14 protein-coding genes are annotated in these 17,400 nt (G+C 66.1%); all 14 read right to left on the reverse strand.

Going from position 1 to position 17,400, the window contains the following annotated elements:
• Positions 1 to 2 precede the first annotated feature (2 nt).
• Entirely contained in the window at positions 3 to 1,244 is a 1,242-nt protein-coding gene (locus ABV408_RS12825) for a cysteine desulfurase (RefSeq protein ID WP_353979318.1), read from the reverse strand.
• Entirely contained in the window at positions 1,244 to 2,581 is a 1,338-nt protein-coding gene (gene sufD / locus ABV408_RS12830; protein WP_353979319.1) for a Fe-S cluster assembly protein SufD, read from the reverse strand. Before sufD ends, ABV408_RS12825 begins: the two co-directional genes overlap by 1 nt.
• Positions 2,578 to 3,330 (reverse strand): Fe-S cluster assembly ATPase SufC, encoded by a 753-nt coding sequence (gene sufC / locus ABV408_RS12835; RefSeq protein ID WP_353979320.1) that lies wholly within the window; start codon positions 3,328 to 3,330, stop codon positions 2,578 to 2,580. The genes sufD and sufC overlap by 4 nt, the downstream gene beginning before the upstream one ends.
• A 76-nt stretch (positions 3,331 to 3,406) precedes the next feature.
• Positions 3,407 to 4,849 (reverse strand): Fe-S cluster assembly protein SufB, encoded by a 1,443-nt coding sequence (sufB, locus tag ABV408_RS12840; RefSeq protein WP_353979321.1) that lies wholly within the window; start codon positions 4,847 to 4,849, stop codon positions 3,407 to 3,409.
• A 104-nt stretch (positions 4,850 to 4,953) separates the two neighbouring features.
• Positions 4,954 to 5,427: an SUF system Fe-S cluster assembly regulator gene (locus ABV408_RS12845; RefSeq protein WP_353979322.1), complete on the reverse strand. Its 474-nt coding sequence runs from the start codon at positions 5,425 to 5,427 to the stop codon at positions 4,954 to 4,956.
• A gap of 419 nt (positions 5,428 to 5,846) precedes the next feature.
• Positions 5,847 to 7,139, reverse strand: a complete 1,293-nt coding sequence (locus ABV408_RS12850) for an adenylosuccinate synthase (RefSeq protein ID WP_353979323.1) — start codon at positions 7,137 to 7,139, stop codon at positions 5,847 to 5,849.
• A 55-nt stretch (positions 7,140 to 7,194) separates the two neighbouring features.
• On the reverse strand, positions 7,195 to 8,376 hold the full coding sequence (locus ABV408_RS12855; RefSeq protein WP_353979324.1) for an ATP phosphoribosyltransferase regulatory subunit: 1,182 nt from the start codon (positions 8,374 to 8,376) through the stop codon (positions 7,195 to 7,197).
• Between the two features lie 223 nt (positions 8,377 to 8,599).
• Positions 8,600 to 9,559 carry a protease modulator HflC gene (gene hflC, locus ABV408_RS12860; protein ID WP_353979325.1) on the reverse strand — a complete coding sequence of 320 codons (960 nt, stop codon included), beginning with the start codon at positions 9,557 to 9,559 and terminating at the stop codon, positions 8,600 to 8,602.
• The gene (hflK, locus tag ABV408_RS12865) at positions 9,559 to 10,812 is read right to left on the reverse strand and encodes an FtsH protease activity modulator HflK (RefSeq protein ID WP_353979326.1); all 1,254 of its coding nucleotides are present in this window, start codon (positions 10,810 to 10,812) and stop codon (positions 9,559 to 9,561) included. Before hflK ends, hflC begins: the two co-directional genes overlap by 1 nt.
• A 174-nt stretch (positions 10,813 to 10,986) precedes the next feature.
• Entirely contained in the window at positions 10,987 to 12,309 is a 1,323-nt protein-coding gene (gene hflX / locus ABV408_RS12870) for a ribosome rescue GTPase HflX (RefSeq protein ID WP_353979327.1), read from the reverse strand.
• A gap of 14 nt (positions 12,310 to 12,323) precedes the next feature.
• Positions 12,324 to 12,575 carry an RNA chaperone Hfq gene (hfq, locus tag ABV408_RS12875; protein WP_035469968.1) on the reverse strand — a complete coding sequence of 84 codons (252 nt, stop codon included), beginning with the start codon at positions 12,573 to 12,575 and terminating at the stop codon, positions 12,324 to 12,326.
• Between the two features lie 160 nt (positions 12,576 to 12,735).
• Positions 12,736 to 13,677, reverse strand: coding sequence for a tRNA (adenosine(37)-N6)-dimethylallyltransferase MiaA (gene miaA, locus ABV408_RS12880; RefSeq protein WP_353979328.1), 942 nt, complete (start codon positions 13,675 to 13,677; stop codon positions 12,736 to 12,738).
• Positions 13,678 to 13,843: 166 nt separating this feature from the next.
• Complete coding sequence (mutL, locus tag ABV408_RS12885) at positions 13,844 to 15,859, reverse strand: DNA mismatch repair endonuclease MutL (RefSeq protein WP_353979329.1); 2,016 nt, start codon at positions 15,857 to 15,859, stop codon at positions 13,844 to 13,846.
• Between the two features lie 31 nt (positions 15,860 to 15,890).
• A complete protein-coding gene (locus tag ABV408_RS12890) occupies positions 15,891 to 17,381 on the reverse strand; it encodes an N-acetylmuramoyl-L-alanine amidase (protein ID WP_353979330.1) in 1,491 nt (496 codons plus the stop codon).
• Positions 17,382 to 17,400 lie beyond the last annotated feature (19 nt).

Raw genomic sequence — 17,400 nt, forward strand, 5'->3', positions numbered from 1 at the left:
CATCAGCGCAACATCCCCAGCACCCGCTCGAGCGCCTCGACGAAGGCATCGACCTCCTCCGGCGTGTTGTACACCGCCAGCGAGGCGCGGCAGGTCGCCTCGACCCCGAAATGCTGGAGCAGCGGCTGGGCGCAGTGGTGACCGGTGCGGATCGCTACGCCCAGCTGATCGATCAGCAGCCCGATATCCTGAGCGTGGGCGCCGTCGACGACGAACGAGATCACGCTCGCCTTGTCCGGCGCAGTCCCGATGATCCGCAGCCCATCGATGTTTTCGAGCTTTTGTGTGGCGTGTGCGAGCAGCCACTGCTCCCAGGCCGCCAGGCGCTCGATACCAATACCGTCGACCCAGTCGAGCGCGGCGTTCAGCGCGATCGCCTCGGCCACCGCGGGGGTGCCCGCCTCGAAACGATGGGGAATAGCGGCAAACTCGGTGCCGCGGTCGAAGGAGACCCGCGAGATCATCTCGCCGCCGCCCTGCCAGGGCGGCATCGCCTCCAGCAGCGCAGCTCGGGCGTAGAGCGCACCGATACCCATGGGGCCGTAGACCTTGTGGCCCGAGAAGGCGTAGAAGTCGACATCCAGCGCCTGCACGTCGACCCGCTGGTGCGGCAGCGCCTGAGCACCGTCGACCAGGATCAAGGCCCCGTGGGCGTGGGCGTCGCGTGCCATCTCGGCCACCGGGTTGACCGTACCCAGGGCATTGGAGACATGGTTGACGCACACCAGCCGGGTGCGCTCACCGAGCAGATCACGGTAGGCGGCGAGATCGAGCACACCGCGCTCGTCCACCGGGATCACCCGCACCACGATGCCCAACTCCTGCGCCAGCAGCTGCCACGGCACGATATTGGAGTGGTGCTCCATCAGCGACACCAGCACCTCGTCACCCGGCTGGAGGTTGGCCCGCCCCCAGCTGTTGGCGACCAGATTGATCGCTTCGGTGGTGCCACGGGTGAACACGATCTCGCGCGGCTCGAAGGCGTTGAGATGTGCCTGGATCCGTGCCCGCGCGCCCTCGAAGGCGGCGGTCGCCTCATCGGCCAGGGTGTGCAACCCGCGGTGGATGTTGGCGTTGTAGCGGCGATAGTAGTCGCTCAGGCTCTCGATCACCGCCGTGGGCGTCTGACTGGTCGCCGCGTTATCGAGATAGATCAGCGGCTTGCCGTGAACTTCCCGCTCCAGGATCGGAAAGTCTTGGCGCACCGCGGCCACGTCCAGGGTCAAATCGGTGATCGCGGTCATCAAGCCTCCTGCACCGCCTCGGCGGTCTCGACCAGATCGGCCAGGTTGAAGCGTTCCGGCAGGCGCCCAGCCACCGCACGTTCGACGCGCTCGGCGATCTCGCCCAGCTTGACCTGCTCCATCACCTCGCCGGCGAAGGCCAGGGTCAGCAGACCCCGCGCCATCGCCGTGTCGATGCCGCGGGTGCGCAGCGCATACACCGCGTCCTCGTCGAGCTGGCCGGTGGTCGCGCCGTGGGAGCACTTGACGTCGTCGGCGTAGATCACCAGCTCCGGCTTGGTGTCGATCTCGGCCCGATCCGACAGCAGCAGGTTGGCGTTGTTCTGGTACGCCTCGATCTGCTGAGCGTCCTTCTTGACGTAGACCTTGCCGTTGAACACGCCGTGGGAGCGATCGTCGAGGATGCCCTTGTAGCTCTCGTTGGAGAAGGTCCGCGGCGCGTTGTGGTTGACCAGCGTGTGGTTGTCGACGTGCTGGCGCCCCTGCAGGAAGAACAGCCCGTAGTAGGCCGCCTCGGCACCTTCGGCATTGAGGTCGGTGACCAGGTCGGTGCGCACCAGGCTACCGCCCAGATTGAGGTTGAACGAGTTGAAGCGGCTGTCGCGGCCCTGATCGGCGTGGATGCTGGCCACGTGCAGGTCGCCGAGCGCAGCCTCTTGCAGCTTGTAGTGGTTGACGATGGCACCGCGTTCGAGCAGCGCCTCGGTCACCACGTTGGTGAAGTTGGCCGCCCCGTCTTCGCCGGTGTAGTGTTCGATCACGGTCGCCTCGCTGCGCGCGCCGGCCTCGATCAGCACCCGCGGGTGGCTCATCACCGCCTGCGCGTTGGCGCGCGAGATCAGCACCACGTAGATCGGCTTGTCGACCACGGTGCCCGGTGCCAGACGCACCACCGCCCCTTCATCGGCGAAGGCGGTGTTGAGCGCGGTGAAGGCGGAGAAGTCGACGCCGGCCAGACGGCCCAGGCTGCCACCGACCTGCTCGTGATTGTTCTCCAACGCCTGCGACAGCGGCATCACGCTGACGCCGGTGGGCAGCGCGTCGAGCGACGACAGCTCGGCGTTGAAGCGACCATCGACCAGCACCAGGCGATGGGCGTCGAGTTCGAGGGCGCAGGCGTCGAGACGCTCGGGCGAGAACTCGGCGTCCGTGGCCAGGGCGAAGTCACCCTCGGCGATGGCGCGTACGTCGGTATATTTCCACGCCTCGTCGCGCCGGGTCGGGAAACCGACCGCCGCGAAGCGTGCCGCGCCGGCCTGGCGCCGTGCCGCCACCCAGCTCGGATCGTTCTCGCGACGCGCGTTCAGACGCTCGAGAAAGCGTTCCGGTGCACTCATGCGACGGACTCCTCCAGTACCCAGTCGTAACCGCGCGCTTCGAGTTCGAGCGCCAGGCTCTTGTCGCCGCTCTTGACGATGCGCCCATCGACCAGCACGTGTACCCGATCCGGTTCGATATGGTTGAGCAGGCGCTGGTAGTGGGTCACCAGCAGGATCGCGCGATCGGCGCTGCGCAGCGAGTTGACCCCCTTGGCGACGACCTTCATGGCATCGATGTCCAGCCCCGAGTCGATCTCGTCGAGCATCGCCAGCTTGGGCTGCAGCACCAGCATCTGCAGGATCTCGTTACGCTTCTTCTCACCGCCGGAGAAGCCTTCGTTGACCGCGCGCTGCAGGAAGCTGGGGTCCATCTGCATCTCGGCGCTCTTCTCGCGCACCAGCTTCATGAACTCCGGTGCCGGAATCTCGCCCTCGCCACGCGCCTCACGCGCGGCGTTGAGGGCGGCCTTGAGCAGATAGATGTTCTTCACCCCGGGAATCTCGATCGGGTACTGGAAACCCAGCAGCAGGCCGGCACGGGCGCGCTCCTCGATCTCCATCTCGAGCACGTCCTGACCTTCGAACAGGATACTGCCCTGGGTGACTTCGTAACCATCCTTGCCGGCGATGACCGCGGACAGGGTGGATTTGCCGGCACCGTTGGGACCCATGATGGCGTGAACTTCGCCGGGCTGGACCGTCAGGTTGAGGCCCTTGAGGATGGCCTTGCCTTCGACCGTGACGTGAAGATCCTTGACTTCGAGCATGAAAAAACCCTTGAAACGATGAGCGCCGCCGCGCGGCCACTCGATGATGACGATAAACGGCTCGGGTGACGCGGCCTCAGCCGACCGACCCCTCGAGGGTCACGTTGAGCAGTGCCTCGGCCTCGACGGCGAACTCCATCGGCAGCTCCTGGAAGACGTCCTTGCAGAAGCCGTTGACGATCATGCTGACGGCGTCCTCCTCGTCGATCCCGCGGGCGCGACAGTAGAACAGCTGATCGTCGGCGATCTTGGAAGTGGTCGCCTCGTGCTCGACGGTGGCGCTGGAGTTGCCGATCTCCTGGTACGGGAAGGTGTGCGCACCGCACTGGTCACCGATCAGCAGCGAGTCGCACTGGGTGTAGTTGCGCGCCCCCTTGGCCCGCGAGCCGATCTTGACCAGACCGCGGTAGGACTGATCGCTGCGCCCGGCGGCGATGCCCTTGGCGACGATGGTCGAACGCGTGCCCTCACCGATATGGATCATCTTGGTGCCGGTATCGGCCTGCTGGCGACCGTTGGTCACCGCCACCGAGTAGAACTCGCCGATGCTCTCCTTGCCGCGCAGCATGCACGAGGGGTACTTCCAGGTGATCGCCGAGCCGGTCTCGACCTGGGTCCAGCTGATGCGCGAGCGGTCGCCGCGGCAGTCACCGCGCTTGGTGACGAAGTTGTAGATACCGCCCTTGCCCTCTTCATCGCCGGGGTACCAGTTCTGTACCGTAGAGTACTTGATGTAGGCCTCTTCCAGCGCCACCAGCTCGACCACCGCGGCGTGCAGCTGATTCTCGTCACGCTGGGGCGCGGTGCAGCCCTCGAGATAGGAGACCTGGGCCTTGTTGTCACACACGATCAAGGTGCGCTCGAACTGCCCGGTATTGGCGGCGTTGATGCGGAAGTAGGTGGAGAGCTCCATCGGACAGGTCACGCCCTCGGGGACGTAGACGAAGGAGCCGTCGGTGAACACCGCCGAGTTGAGCGCGGCGAAGTAGTTGTCGCTGCGCGGCACCACGGTGCCCAGGTACTGGCGCACCAGCTCGGGATATTCGCGGATCGCTTCCGAGATCGAGCAGAAGATCACGCCCGCCTCCGCCAGCTTCTCCTTGAAGGTGGTGGTCACCGACACCGAGTCGAACACCGCATCCACCGCGACGCCGGCCAGCGCGGCCCGCTCGTGCAGCGGAATGCCAAGCTTCTCGTAGGTCTCGAGCAGCTTGGGATCGACCTCGTCCAGGCTCTGCGGACGATCCTCGGGCTTCTTCGGCGCACTGAAGTAGGAGATCGCCTGGTAGTCGATCGGCGGATAGTCCAGATGCGCCCAGGACGGCGGCGTCATCTTCAGCCACTGCCGGTAGGCCTCCAGGCGCCACTCGAGCATCCACTCGGGCTCGCCCTTCTTCTGGGAAATGAACGCGATCACGCTCTCGTCCAGGCCGGGCGGCACGGTCTCGCTCTCGATGTCGGTCACGAATCCCTGCTTGTATTCGCGACGGACCAACTGCTCCATCTCTTCGCTAGCCATGGTCTCCTCTCCTCTCTCTCGAGAGTCTTGTCGCGCCAGCCTCTTCTCCGCGATACGCCCCTTCCGGTCGCGACCACGGGACCCCGGGAGTCGTGCTGACTGTTCTAGCGCCGGCCCTCGGCCACGCTGGGCAGCGTGACGCTCTGGATCGGCATCAGTACGGGTAACTTGATCGGTGCTTCCTGGGCCAGATGGGCCAGCGTGACGCCATCGAGCAGCGTGCGGATCGCCTGCGATACGCGTTGCCAGTTGTCGGCCACGCCGCAGGTGCCGATCAGCTCGCACTCACCGTCGACATGACTGCACTCGGTCATGCCGATCGGCCCCTCGATCGCCGCGATGATATCGCTGGCAGCGATGTCCACCGCCGGCCGTGCCAGCACATAGCCGCCGTGGGAGCCTCGCCGCGATACCAACAGCCCCTCTTTCGCCAGCATCTTGAGCGTCTTGCCTACGGTCGGATGCGGCAGATGCAGCCGCTGGGCCAGCTCGGAAGCCGTATGCGCTTCCTCGGGCGCCCGCGCGATCTGCGCCATCATCATCGCGGCGTAGTCCGTCAGCTTGGAAAGTTTCAGCATGCACCGGGCCTGCACTCGACGACTCGACAGGTGCGAGCCACCTTGGGTGAAACGGTTCGATCATCGACCCTTGTCGCGGGCCGATACGGGCATCCGTGCCCGCGAGATCATATAGGACCATTTTAGTCCCCTTTGCACAGAGTGTGAACCCTCGCCATACGTCAAACGCCCGCGCTGCCGGGCCCTGCGGCAGGCCCCGACAGTGCCGCTACCCGCCGCCTGACAGCAACACACGGATCCGGTGCCAGACCGCGCCGCGCGCGGCCCCGCGGCGAAACGTGATGGCTCAGCCAAGGGGACGCATCAGGGGCACTCGTCTCGGGAAACAGACTTTGCCTATCACCGGAATTGAAAGAATTGTGGGCAATAAAAAGCCCGCTGCCGAGGCAGCGGGCCGGGAGGGCGGATCGCGTCGCGACTCAGTCGAACGGATTGCGCAGCACGATCGTCTCGTTGCGGTCCGGACCGGTGGAGATTATATCGATCGGCGTCCCGACCTCCTGCTCCAGGAAGGCGATGTAGGCGCGCGCATTGGCCGGCAGTTCCTCGACACGCTTGATGCCCAGGGTCGACTCGTTCCAGCCCGGCAGATCGTGGTAGAGCGGCTCGATCACCTCGTAGCCTTCGGAATCCACCGGGTTGTCGATGGTCTCGCCATCCTTGCTGCGGTAGCCGACACAGACGCGAATGTTCTCGAGCCCATCGAGCACGTCGAGCTTGGTCAGACAGATGCCGGAAACCGAGTTGATCTGCACCGCGTGGCGCAGGGCCACCGCGTCGAACCAGCCGCAGCGACGGGCGCGCCCGGTGGTCGCGCCGAACTCGTGCCCCTTCTCGGCCAGATGGCGGCCGAATTCGTCGAACAGCTCGGTGGGGAAAGGACCGGAGCCGACACGGGTGGTGTAGGCCTTGGTGATCCCCAGCACGTAGTCGAGATAGAGCGGCCCCACGCCGGAGCCGGTGGCAGTCCCGCCGGCGGTGGTGTTGGAGCTGGTCACGAACGGGTAGGTGCCGTGGTCGATATCCAGCAGCGAGCCCTGGGCGCCTTCGAACAGGATGTTCTCGCCCGACTTGCGGATGTCATGCACCAGGGTCACTGCATCGCACACCATCGGCCGCAGCTCCTCGGCGAATGCCATGGCCTGATCCAGCACTTCCTGGAAGTCCACCGCCGGCTCGCCGTGGTAACGGGTCAGCACGAAGTTGTGGTAGTCGAGCACTTCGCCCAGCTTGGAGGCGAAACGCTCGCGATGCAGCATGTCGCCGAGGCGCAGACCGCGACGCGCGACCTTGTCCTCGTAGGCGGGGCCGATGCCGCGACCGGTGGTGCCGATCTTGGCCACGCCGCGGGCCTTCTCGCGGGCCTGATCGAGGCGCACGTGATAGGGCAGGATCAGCGGACACGCCGGCGACAGGCGCAGACGCTCGCGCACTGGCACACCCTTGGCCTCGAGTTCCTTGATCTCGTCGATCAGCGCTTCCGGCGAGAGCACCACGCCATTGCCGATCACGCAGATCTTGTCATCGCGCAGCACCCCGGAAGGGATCAGGTGGAGCACGGTCTTCTGACCATCGATCACCAGCGTGTGACCGGCATTGTGCCCGCCCTGGAAGCGCACCACCGCCGAGGCGGACTCGGTCAGCAGGTCGACGACCTTGCCCTTGCCCTCGTCACCCCACTGGGTACCCAATACGACTACGTTCTTGCCCATTGCTCTCGTCTCTCGCTCGACTCGTTGCGACGCGTGCGTCGGAATCCCGTTCGTTTCAGTTCAACGGCGCGATGCGCCACTCGCCCGCCTCGAACGCCAGTTGGCGATCGCAGCGGTGAGCGCCCGGACCGGTGTGCTGCCCGGGCAGTGCCTGAGTCACGCGCTCTCCCTGAGCGCGCAGGTAGTTGATGGTCTCGGTGAGCGCAGCGCTGTCGTCGTCGGGCGCCCAGATGCCATTTACCGGCGGTTCGCGCTCGGCCAGCGTCGCCAGCTGCTTGAGATCCATGGAGAACCCGGTCGCCGGCCGAGCCCGGCCGAAGGCGCGGCCGGTATCGTCGTAGCGCCCGCCCTTGGCCAGGGCCTGACCATAGCCGGGCACGTAGGCAGCGAAGACCATACCGGTGTGGTACTGGTAGCCACGCAGCTCGGCCAGATCGAAGTAGACCGACACCTCGGGATGCTCGGCGGCCACCCCACGATGCAGGCGTACCAGCTGCGCCAGCGCCTCGGCCACCGTGGCCGGCGCCCCGGCAAGCGCATCGCGCGCCGCCTCGAGCACCTCGGCACCGCCGTGAAGCCGCGGTAGTTCACCGAGCATGCGCGCCAGCGCCGGATCGCTGACGTGCGTTGCCACCAGCGTATCGACCCGATTGAACGCCTTGCGCTCGATGGCGTCGAACAGCGCCCGCTCCACCTCATCGTCGCACGCCGCCGCCTGGGTCAGCGCGCGATAGATGGCGATGTGGCTGAGCGCCAGGTGGATCTCGCCGGCGCCCGCCGCCTTGAGACTGGAGAGCGCCAGGCGCAGCACCTCGATGTCCGCCTCGAGGCCGGCATGGCCGAACAGCTCCACCCCCACCTGCATCGGACTGCGTCCACCCTGATGCTTGTCCGCCTGGGCGCGCAGCACGGTGGTGCAGTAGCACAGCCGCACCGGGCCCTGGCGTTTGAGCGAGTGAGCGTCCATCCGCGCCACCTGCGGGGTGACATCGGCGCTGGCGCCCATCATGCGTCCGGTGAGCTGGTCGGTGAGTTTGAACGTCTGCAGATCGAGATCGGTGCCGGTGCCGGTCAGCAGCGAATCGAGGAACTCGACCGGCGGCGGCATGACCAGGTCATAGCCCCAGCGGTCGTACAGGTCGAGCAGCGTCCGACGCAGCTCCTCCATACGGGTTGCCTGCGGCGGCAGAATCTCGTCCATGCCGTCTGGAAGCAGCCAGCGGTCAGCGATCGTCATGAGCCTGTCCTGCCAAGCGGTAAGTCGTGAGGATCGAGGGCGCCGGCGCGCGGCGCCGCCCGACAACGTCATCTGGATGCGGCCGTGTCCACACCCCGCACGCCCCTTGCAGCGTGCGGCGGCACGAACCTCTCGCACAAAAAAGCCGGGCAAGACCCGGCGTCGAAAATGGTACCACGAAACGCCCGCGGGGAAATCCCGCGGACGTGGGTTTCTCATGCGCTCACTGCGCCGCCCCCGGCTGCGGGTTCTTCAGGTAGCGGAAGAACTGGCTGTTCTCGGGGCTCAGCACCAGCAGATCCTTGCCTTCGCCGTTGAAGCTGTCGCGGTAGGCCTGCATCGAGCGGTAGAAGGCGTAGAAGTCCGGGTCCTTCTGGTAAGCGCCGGCGTAGATCTTGGCCGCCTGGGCATCACCCTCACCGCGCGTGGTCTCAGACTCCTGACGGCCGCTGGCAAGAATCTCCTGACGCTGGCGGTCGGCGTCGGCGCGAATCGCCTCGGCCTGCTGCAGACCCTCGGCGCGGTAGGTGCGCGCGGCCTGCTCACGTTCGGAGTTCATACGCTCGTAGACCGCCTGGGTCACCTCGGTGGGCAGTTCGATGCGCTTCACCCGGATATCCAGGATATGCACGCCGAGCTCCTTGCGCATGGCCGCATCGAGCTGTTGAACCGGCTCGACCATCAGCTCTTCGCGGGCGCCCTCGACCGTGTCCGGGCCTTTACTCTTCCCGGCCAGGTCCTCTTTCTTGCTCTCGGCGGCGATGCGCTCCTGGATGATGTCGGACATCTGGGTCTGGCCGAACTTGTTGCGCAACGCCTCGTCGGTCCGCGGGGCGATCAGGTTCTCGGCAACCTGGATGTTACCCCGGGTCGCTTCGTAGAACTGCTTCGGATCGGCGATCTTCCACTTGACGAAGGAGTCGACGATGACCGCTTTGGAGTCGGCGGTCAGATAGCGCGTAGCGCCGGAGTCCACCGTCTGTACGCGCACGTCGAAGATACGCACGGTATTGAATACCGGTAGCTTGAAGTGCAGCCCGGGACCGATATTGTTCTCGATCACCTCGCCGAAGCGTAGCTTGATGGCGCGCTGGGTCTCGTTGACGACGTAGAAACTCGCGCTGGCGAACCACGCCAGCAGCGCCAGGACGATGACGCCGATCAGGGCACGATTGTTAAACATTAACGGCCCTCCCGCAGGCTGGAACTACGCGTCTGCTGCTGCGAGTTGCTGCTGCTGTTCATGTGATCGACCACCTCACGCGAAATCTGTTCGAGTTGCTGCATGCTCATCTTGGTCGCGTTGCCGTCGCTGCTGGCGTTGCCACCGGCCTGCATCTGGTTGAGCGGCAGCACGGTGACCGCGCTGCTGTCACCGAGATCGACCAGCGCCTTGGGCGTCTGGCTCAGCACCTGGCTGATCGTCTCCAGATAGAGGCGCTCGCGGGTGACCTTGGGCGCCTGCTGGTACTCGCCCAGCAGCGAGTTGAAGCGGTTGGTCTGACCAGTGGCATCGGCCACGGCGGCGGCCTTGTAACCCTGAGCTTCTTCGACCAGCCGCTGCTTCTGACCCTTGGCCTCGAGCACGACGGCCTGGCTGTAGGCATTGGCCTGGTTGATCGAACGCTGGCGCTCTTCACGCGCACGGATGACATCGTCGAAGGCGTTCTGGACCTGATCAGGCGGCGCCGTCGACTCGACGTTGACGGTCTGCAGGCGCAGGCCGGTGCCGTAGGCATCCATATAGGCGCTGAGGCGATCGAAGACGCGCTGCCCCAGGCGATCACGCCCGGTGGTCAGGATCTGCTGCAGTTTCATGTTGCCGACTTCCTGGCGCAGGGCCGAGTCCATCGCGTTCTGCAGCGTCATCTCCGGCTCGTTGACGTTGACCAGGAAGGCATGGGCATCGCTGACCACGTACTGAGTGGAGACGCTGACGCGAACGATGTTCTCATCGCTGGTGAGCATCGAGTCGGTCTGGTTGGCCGAACGGATACTGGTCACGTTGACATTCTTGACCTGATCCACGATCGGCGGATTCCAGTGCAACCCGGGATTGAGGGTGGTGGTGTACTTGCCGAAGCGGAACACCACGCCGCGCTCGGACTGATCGATCAGGTGGAAGCCGGAACCGGCCCACACCACCGCGGCGACGATCACCACCAGCAGCGGCAGCACGAAAGGATTGCGCTTGCCACCACCGCTGCCGTCACCACCACCGGCGCCGCCGCGCTTGCCGCGGCCGCCGAACAGACGGCTGATCTTGTCCTGAAACTTCTTCAGCGCCTCATCGAGATCCGGCGGCCCCTGATTGTTGCCGCCGCCGCGATTGTTGCCATCGCCATTGTCACCACCATTCCCGCTCGGGCGGCGGCCCCCCCCGCCACTCCAAGGGTCCTGCTGGTTGTTGCCACCACCTGGCTCGTTCCAAGCCATACCTAAGTCTCCACTCGATGCGATCAAAGCGTTGCGTCAGGCGTGGGGAGTACGAGCCGCCGAGGCGGTTGGCGTCGGCGCACTGGGCGTGTTCGGCCTGATGTCGAATCGTCGTCGCCCTGTGCGAATCGGGCCCGCGGGCCACGAAGCTCCCCTGCGTAATCAGTTCCCGCGTCAGACCCGTTCCCAGTCGTCGATCGGGGCCTGCTCGTGTACGGGCAAGTAGTTATCGGCGCTTTCGCCCAAGCGGGCCATCATCTGCATAAACTCCCGTCGGGGCAAGCGAATCTCGAGAATCGTCCGACCCCCCTCATCGAACGACTCCTCGCGTACCGCCTGCAGTTCATGCAGCGCTGCCCGTAGTCGACCTTGCTCCGGCGTCAGCGTCAAGCGGATGTCGAGAATGTCCTCCGCCAGCCACTCGCCGATCGCCTCACGCAGCAGTTCGAGCCCCTGACCGTCACGCGCCGAGAGCCACACCACCTGCGGACGTCCCTGGCCGTCGCGCTCGATGCGCGGCGCGGTATCCATCAGGTCGATCTTGTTCATCACCAGCAGGCGCGGTACGTCGTCGGCATCGATCTCGGCCAGCACGCTGTCGACCTGGGCCACGTTGAGCTCGCGGTCGGGGTCGGCGGCATCGATCACATGCACCAGCAGGCTCGCCTCGGTGGCTTCCTGCAGGGTGGCCTGGAACGCCTCGACCAGCTTGTGCGGCAGGTGGCGAATGAAGCCCACGGTATCCGCCAGCACCACCTCGCCCACGTCGGGCACGTCGAGACGCCTGAGAGTCGGGTCGAGGGTGGCGAAGAGCTGATCGGCGGCGTAGACCTCGGCCGCGGTGATGGCGTTGAACAGCGTCGACTTGCCGGCGTTGGTGTAGCCCACCAGAGACACGCTGGGCACCTCTGCCCGGGCCCGCGCCCGACGGTTCTGATCGCGCTGCTTGCGCACCTTCTCGAGACGCTTGTGGATCGACTTGATGCGTGCACGCAGCAGCCGACGGTCGGTCTCGAGCTGGGTCTCGCCGGGGCCGCGCAGGCCGATCCCCCCCTTCTGCCGCTCCAGGTGAGTCCAGCCGCGCACCAGCCGGGTCGACATGTACTCGAGCTGGGCCAGCTCGACCTGCAGCTTGCCTTCGTGGGTTCGCGCACGCTGCGCGAAAATATCCAGGATCAGCCCCGTACGATCGAGCACACGGCAGTTGAGGCTGCGCTCGAGGTTGCGCTCCTGGGAGGGAGACAGGGCGTGGTTGAAGATGACCAGTTCGGCGTGGTGAGCCGTGAGGGCGTGCTTGACCTCGTCGAGCTTGCCACTGCCGATGAAGGAACGAGGGTCGGGACGGCGCCGGCTGCCCTGAATCAGGGTCGCCGGCACCGCACCAGCGGATCGCACCAGCTCCAGGAGTTCACCTGGATCCTCGCGATCCTGCTCGTCCTGAAAGTCCACATGGACCAGAATCGCCGTTTCGCCGGCGTCGGGACGTTCGAAAAACAATCACTACCTCTCGATCAATTGTCGAGCCCGGGCGCTGCGTTGGGGTCCTGCGGCGGCAACCGGACGTTACGGGAGGGCACGACCGTGGAGATGGCGTGCTTGTAGACCATCTGGCTCACGGTGTTGCGCAGCAGGATGACGAACTGATCGAAGGATTCGATCTGACCCTGCAGCTTGATGCCGTTGACGAGGAAGATGGAAACCGGGATGCGCTCCTTGCGCAGGATGTTCAGGTACGGGTCCTGAAGGGACTGCCCTTTGGACATGTTGCTCTCCCATAATGTGAAAACTCATCGCTTTGGCGAGACGAGCCATACTGTTTTTGACTTGCTTTTCTGTTGTCGGCGACGCCGCACTCGGTTCCGGCAGCGTGGCGCGGCAGCGATCACCGCTCGCCATCGTCGTGACGAAGCTTCCTATTTTACGCTAACTCCCATGGGCACGCACGATTTTCACGACCTGCGCGAGGGCGTCAGGGGCGCTGCTGTCGACCCACACCAGCCCGGGCCAACGCCGCAACCAGGTCAGCTGGCGCTTGGCCAGTTGACGGGTGGCGGCGACCCCTCGGGCCCGCAGGCCGTCGCGGTCGTAGGCGCCATCGAGATGCTCCCACGTCTGACGATAACCGACACTGCGCATGGAGGGCAGATCGAGGTGCAGGTCACCCCGCTGTTTCAATGTAGCCACTTCCTCGATGAATCCGCCATCCAGCATCGCCTCGAATCGCACCGCGATACGCTGGTGAAGTTCGCCACGATCGGCAGGCGCGAGAGCAATGGACAACAGTCGCCACGGAAAGTTTGCCCGCTGCTGCCGACGCCAGTGCTCGCTCAGCGCCACGCCGCTCACCCGCTGCACCTCCAGCGCACGGATCAGACGCTGACGGTTGTGCGGATGAATCGCCGCCGCGGCCTCGGGGTCAACCGCCGCCAGCTCGGCGTGCAGCGCCGCGTAGCCGTGCGACTCCCCGTGCTGGCGCAGCGCCTCGCGCAGCTCGGGGTCCGCCGCCGGCATCTCGGCCACCCCCTCCACCAGACGCTTGGCGTACATCATGGTACCGCCGACCAGCAGCGGCGTCTTGCCGCCGGCAGAGATCGCCTGCATGGCGCTCAGGGCATCCTCGCGAAAATCCGCCGCCGAGTAACGCTCGGCCGGGTCACGAATATCGATCAGCCGATGCGGCGCACGTGCCAGCTCCTCGGCACTGGGCTTGGCGGTGCCGATATTCATGCCGCGGTAGACCATCGCCGAATCGACGCTGATCAGCTCGCAGCCGCACTGCTCGTGGAGCGCGATCGCGGTATCGGTCTTGCCGGCGGCGGTCGGCCCCAGCAGCAGGATCGCCGTCGGGCGGTCATCTCGGGTCACGTGTATTCTCTAAAAGTGTGTCTCAGAGGGTGTTTACAAATTCGGCGAGCGAAGGCAAGACAAGGCAAAATCGGTCGAAAAAGCGGAGTTTACACGGGGTAAATGAGCATTTTGAGGCCGATTTTAACGCCGTATTGCCGAGCGCAGGCATTTTGTAAGTACCCTCTCACTGGCCGCGCAGGAACAGCTTGTCCAACTGCGCCATCGACATCTCGGTCCAGGTCGGACGGCCATGGTTGCACTGGCCGCTGCGCTCGGTGCGCTCCATGTCGCGCAGCAGCGCATTCATCTCCGGCAGCGTCAGCGCGCGGTTGGCGCGCACGCTGCCGTGGCAGGCCATGGTGCCGAGCAGCTGGTTGATGTGCGTCTCGAAGCGGTCGGAGCGTCCGTAGCGCTCGAGATCGCCGAGCATGTCGCGGATCAGCGGCTCGATATCGGCATCGGCGAGCAGCGCCGGCACCTGGCGCACCAGCAAGGTCTCAGGGCCAGCGGCATCGAGCTCGACACCCAGCCGCGAGAACGCCTCGCGCTCGCGTTCGGCGGTCTCCGCCTCGGCCGCGCCGACCGCGATCGAGACCGGGACCAGCAGCGGCTGGGCGTCCAGGGCGCCGGCGTGGATCTGCTGTTTCATGCGTTCGTAGACGATGCGCTCGTGGGCCGCGTGCATGTCGACGATCACCATGCCACGCTCGCTCTGAGCCAGGATATAGACGCCGTGCAGCTGCGCCACCGCATAGCCCAGCGGCGGTGCCTGGGTACCATCGTCAGCGGCCAGCGTGGCGACATCCGGCGCCGGGCGCTCGCGGCTGGCGAGCGCGGCGGCGCTGCCGCCGGGACCCTCTAACGCCGCCTCTCCCGCGGTCTCGTCTGCTGCTTGCCGCGGCGTGAGCAGGGTCGACTCATGATCCGGGTGCAGGGCGTGGTAGCCGGCCATGAATTCGCGGATGCGCTGGGCCGGCGGCCGCGGACTGCCGTCCTGGCGCGGGGCGTAGCCGCCCGCAGCGCCGCGCTCATGCTGACCGGAGAGCGGCATACGCTGCTGCTGCCACGCCGGCAGCGCCGCGTCATCGCCCTCTGGTGGCATGCCTTCCGGTCGCTGTGTCTCCCCGCCATCCACGCCCTCGGACGCTTGCCCAGCGGCATCGGCCACGCCCTGAGGGTTGGGTCGCACCTCGGCCAGCGCCCGATGCAGGCTCGAGAACAGAAAGTCGTGGACCAGACGCCCGTCGCGGAAGCGTACCTCGTGCTTGGTCGGGTGCACATTGACATCGACCACCCGGGGGTCGAGTTCGAGATAGAGCACGAACACCGGGTGGCGACCGTGGAACAGCACGTCGCGGTAGGCCTGACGGATAGCGTGCGCGACCAGGCGGTCGCGTACCACGCGCCCATTGACGAAGAAGTACTGCTGATCGGCCTGGGCCCGCGAGTGGGTGGGCAGCCCGACCCAGCCCCACAGGCGCAGACCGGACGCCTCGAGGTCGAGATGCAGCGACTCGTCGATGAAGCGCTTGCCCAGCAGCGCGGCGATGCGGCGTTCGTGGCCGCGCTGATCGTCCGCCGCCGCCGGCAGCTGGTGGACCACCTTCTGGTTGTGGCGCAGCAGCCAGGCAATGTCGAAACGTGACAGCGCCAGGCGGCGGAAGGCCTCCTCGACGTGGCCGAACTCGGTCTTTTCGGTGCGCAGGAACTTGCGCCGCGCCGGCGTATTGAAGAACAGATCGCGCACCAGCACCGAAGTGCCCCGGGGGTGCGGTGCCGGCGTTACCCTTGGGGCCATCTCGCGACCTTCGGCGACCACCCGCCACCCTCCGGTGGGGTCGTCGGCGGCGTTGGAGATCAGCTCCAGCCGCGACACCGCACTGATCGAGGCCAGCGCCTCGCCACGGAAGCCCAGGCTGGCGACATCCTCGAGGTCATCGAGCGAGGCGATCTTGCTGGTGGCGTGGCGCGACAACGCCAGCGGCAGATCCTCTTCACCAATGCCGCTGCCGTCATCGCGTACCCGGATCAGGCGGGTGCCGCCGGACTCCAGCTCGATCTCGATACGCCGCCCACCGGCGTCGATGGCGTTCTCGACGATCTCCTTGACCACCGAGGCCGGCCGCTCGACCACCTCACCCGCCGCAATCTGGTTGGCCAGGCGCGGATCGAGAACGCGGATACGTGACGCCTCACTCATCTCTCTGTTCTCCTCGTCCGATATCGCCAGCTCACGGGATCGTCAGCACCTGGCCCACGCGCAGGATGTCGCTGTCGAGGCCATTGGCCTGCTTCAGCGCACGCATGCTGATACCGTGACCCGCCGCCACCTGCGACAGGGTATCGCCGGCGCGCACCCGGTACTCGTTGCTGGCACTGCCGCGACCCTGATCGCGCTGCCACGCCAGCAGGCTGGCGGGCGGCGGATGCTGCCGGAAATGCGCCACGATCCCCGCGTAGATCGCCTGGGCGAGCTCGGCCTGATGCTTCGAGGAGCGCAGCTCCGCCTCCTCCCTAGGGTTGGAGATGAAGCCGGTCTCCACCAGCAGCGAGGGGATATCCGGCGACTTCAGTACCACGAAGCCCGCCTGCTCCACCTTGGACTTGTGCAACTTGTTGATCCGCCCCAGCTTGTCGAGCACCTGACCACCGGTGGCCAGTGAGTCGTTCATGGTCGCGGTCATGGTCAGATCGAGCAGCACGCCGCGCAGCACCTCGTCCTTGTCGTCGAGACTGAGATTGCCGTCGACGCCGCCGATCAGGTCCGACTGGTTCTCGCTCGCCGCCAGCCAGCGCGCGGTCTCGGAGGTCGCCCCGCCCTGGGAGAGCGCATATACCGAGCTGCCCGAGGGCTGCCGGCTGCGCACCGCATCGGCGTGGATCGAGACGAAGAAGTCCGCCTTCTGCTGGCGCGCCAGCAGGGTGCGCTGGCGCAGGCCGACATAGTAGTCGCTGTCACGGGTCATGAAGGCCTTGAACCCAGGGGTCTGGTCGAAGCGCTGCTTCAGCTTGCGCGCGATCCCCAGCACCACGTCCTTCTCACGCGTACCGTTGGGGCCGATCGCCCCCGGGTCCTCGCCGCCGTGGCCAGGATCGACGGCGATGATGATGTCACGCTTGGGGTGCGGCTGCGCTTCCACCGTGGCGGCGACCGCATCGGCCTGCTCCGGATTGCCCTCGACCACCGCCTCCTTCTGCGCCCGCTGCGCGGCGATCTCCTGATCGCGGATCATCGCCTCGATCGGATCGATCGGATCGGCCACGGCGCTGGCGCCGGGGTAGTCGAGATCGACCACCAGGCGATCGCTGTACTGCTTGTTGGGCGGCAGGGTGAAGCTCTTGGGCACCACCGCGCGATTGACGTCGAGCACCACGCGCAGCCCGCCGCTCTCGCGCACCCCGGTACGCACCTTGTCGATGGCACTGGCGTCGAGGTCGAGCTTGGCGATGTCGACGTCTAGCTGGGTGCTGTCGAGATCGATCACCACCCGACGCGGATTGTCCAGGGTGAAGACGTTGGCCTGCACCGGCCCCGAGAGATCGAACACCAGGCGCACGTGGTCGGGCGCCGACCACAGCCGCAGATTATTGACCTTGGCCGCCTGCGCCGCCGAGGTCGGTAGCAGACAGCCGAGTACCAGCAGCAGACAGCCGAGCGCCAGCAGTGCCAGCCCGCCACAGCGGCGCCGCCAGCCGCGCGCTAACGCGCCCGCTGCAGTCATGTCCCTGTGTGCCACATCC

Origin of the sequence: Salinicola endophyticus (assembly GCF_040536835.1) — a bacterium.
GTDB lineage: Bacteria > Pseudomonadota > Gammaproteobacteria > Pseudomonadales > Halomonadaceae > Salinicola > Salinicola endophyticus_A.

Excerpts from the sequence above, each read along its gene's own strand:
- hflK (WP_353979326.1), bottom strand. The coding sequence starts at position 10,812 with ATGGCTTGGAACGAGCCAGGTGGTGGCAACAACCAGCAGGACCCTTGG.
- ABV408_RS12825 (WP_353979318.1), bottom strand. The coding sequence starts at position 1,244 with ATGACCGCGATCACCGATTTGACCCTGGACGTGGCCGCGGTGCGCCAA.
- hfq (WP_035469968.1), bottom strand. The coding sequence starts at position 12,575 with ATGTCCAAAGGGCAGTCCCTTCAGGACCCGTACCTGAACATCCTGCGC.
- ABV408_RS12890 (WP_353979330.1), bottom strand. The coding sequence starts at position 17,381 with ATGACTGCAGCGGGCGCGTTAGCGCGCGGCTGGCGGCGCCGCTGTGGC.
- hflC (WP_353979325.1), bottom strand. The coding sequence starts at position 9,559 with ATGTTTAACAATCGTGCCCTGATCGGCGTCATCGTCCTGGCGCTGCTG.
- ABV408_RS12855 (WP_353979324.1), bottom strand. The coding sequence starts at position 8,376 with ATGACGATCGCTGACCGCTGGCTGCTTCCAGACGGCATGGACGAGATT.
- sufC (WP_353979320.1), bottom strand. The coding sequence starts at position 3,330 with ATGCTCGAAGTCAAGGATCTTCACGTCACGGTCGAAGGCAAGGCCATC.
- ABV408_RS12850 (WP_353979323.1), bottom strand. The coding sequence starts at position 7,139 with ATGGGCAAGAACGTAGTCGTATTGGGTACCCAGTGGGGTGACGAGGGC.
- ABV408_RS12845 (WP_353979322.1), bottom strand. The coding sequence starts at position 5,427 with ATGCTGAAACTTTCCAAGCTGACGGACTACGCCGCGATGATGATGGCG.
- sufD (WP_353979319.1), bottom strand. The coding sequence starts at position 2,581 with ATGAGTGCACCGGAACGCTTTCTCGAGCGTCTGAACGCGCGTCGCGAG.
- mutL (WP_353979329.1), bottom strand. The coding sequence starts at position 15,859 with ATGAGTGAGGCGTCACGTATCCGCGTTCTCGATCCGCGCCTGGCCAAC.
- sufB (WP_353979321.1), bottom strand. The coding sequence starts at position 4,849 with ATGGCTAGCGAAGAGATGGAGCAGTTGGTCCGTCGCGAATACAAGCAG.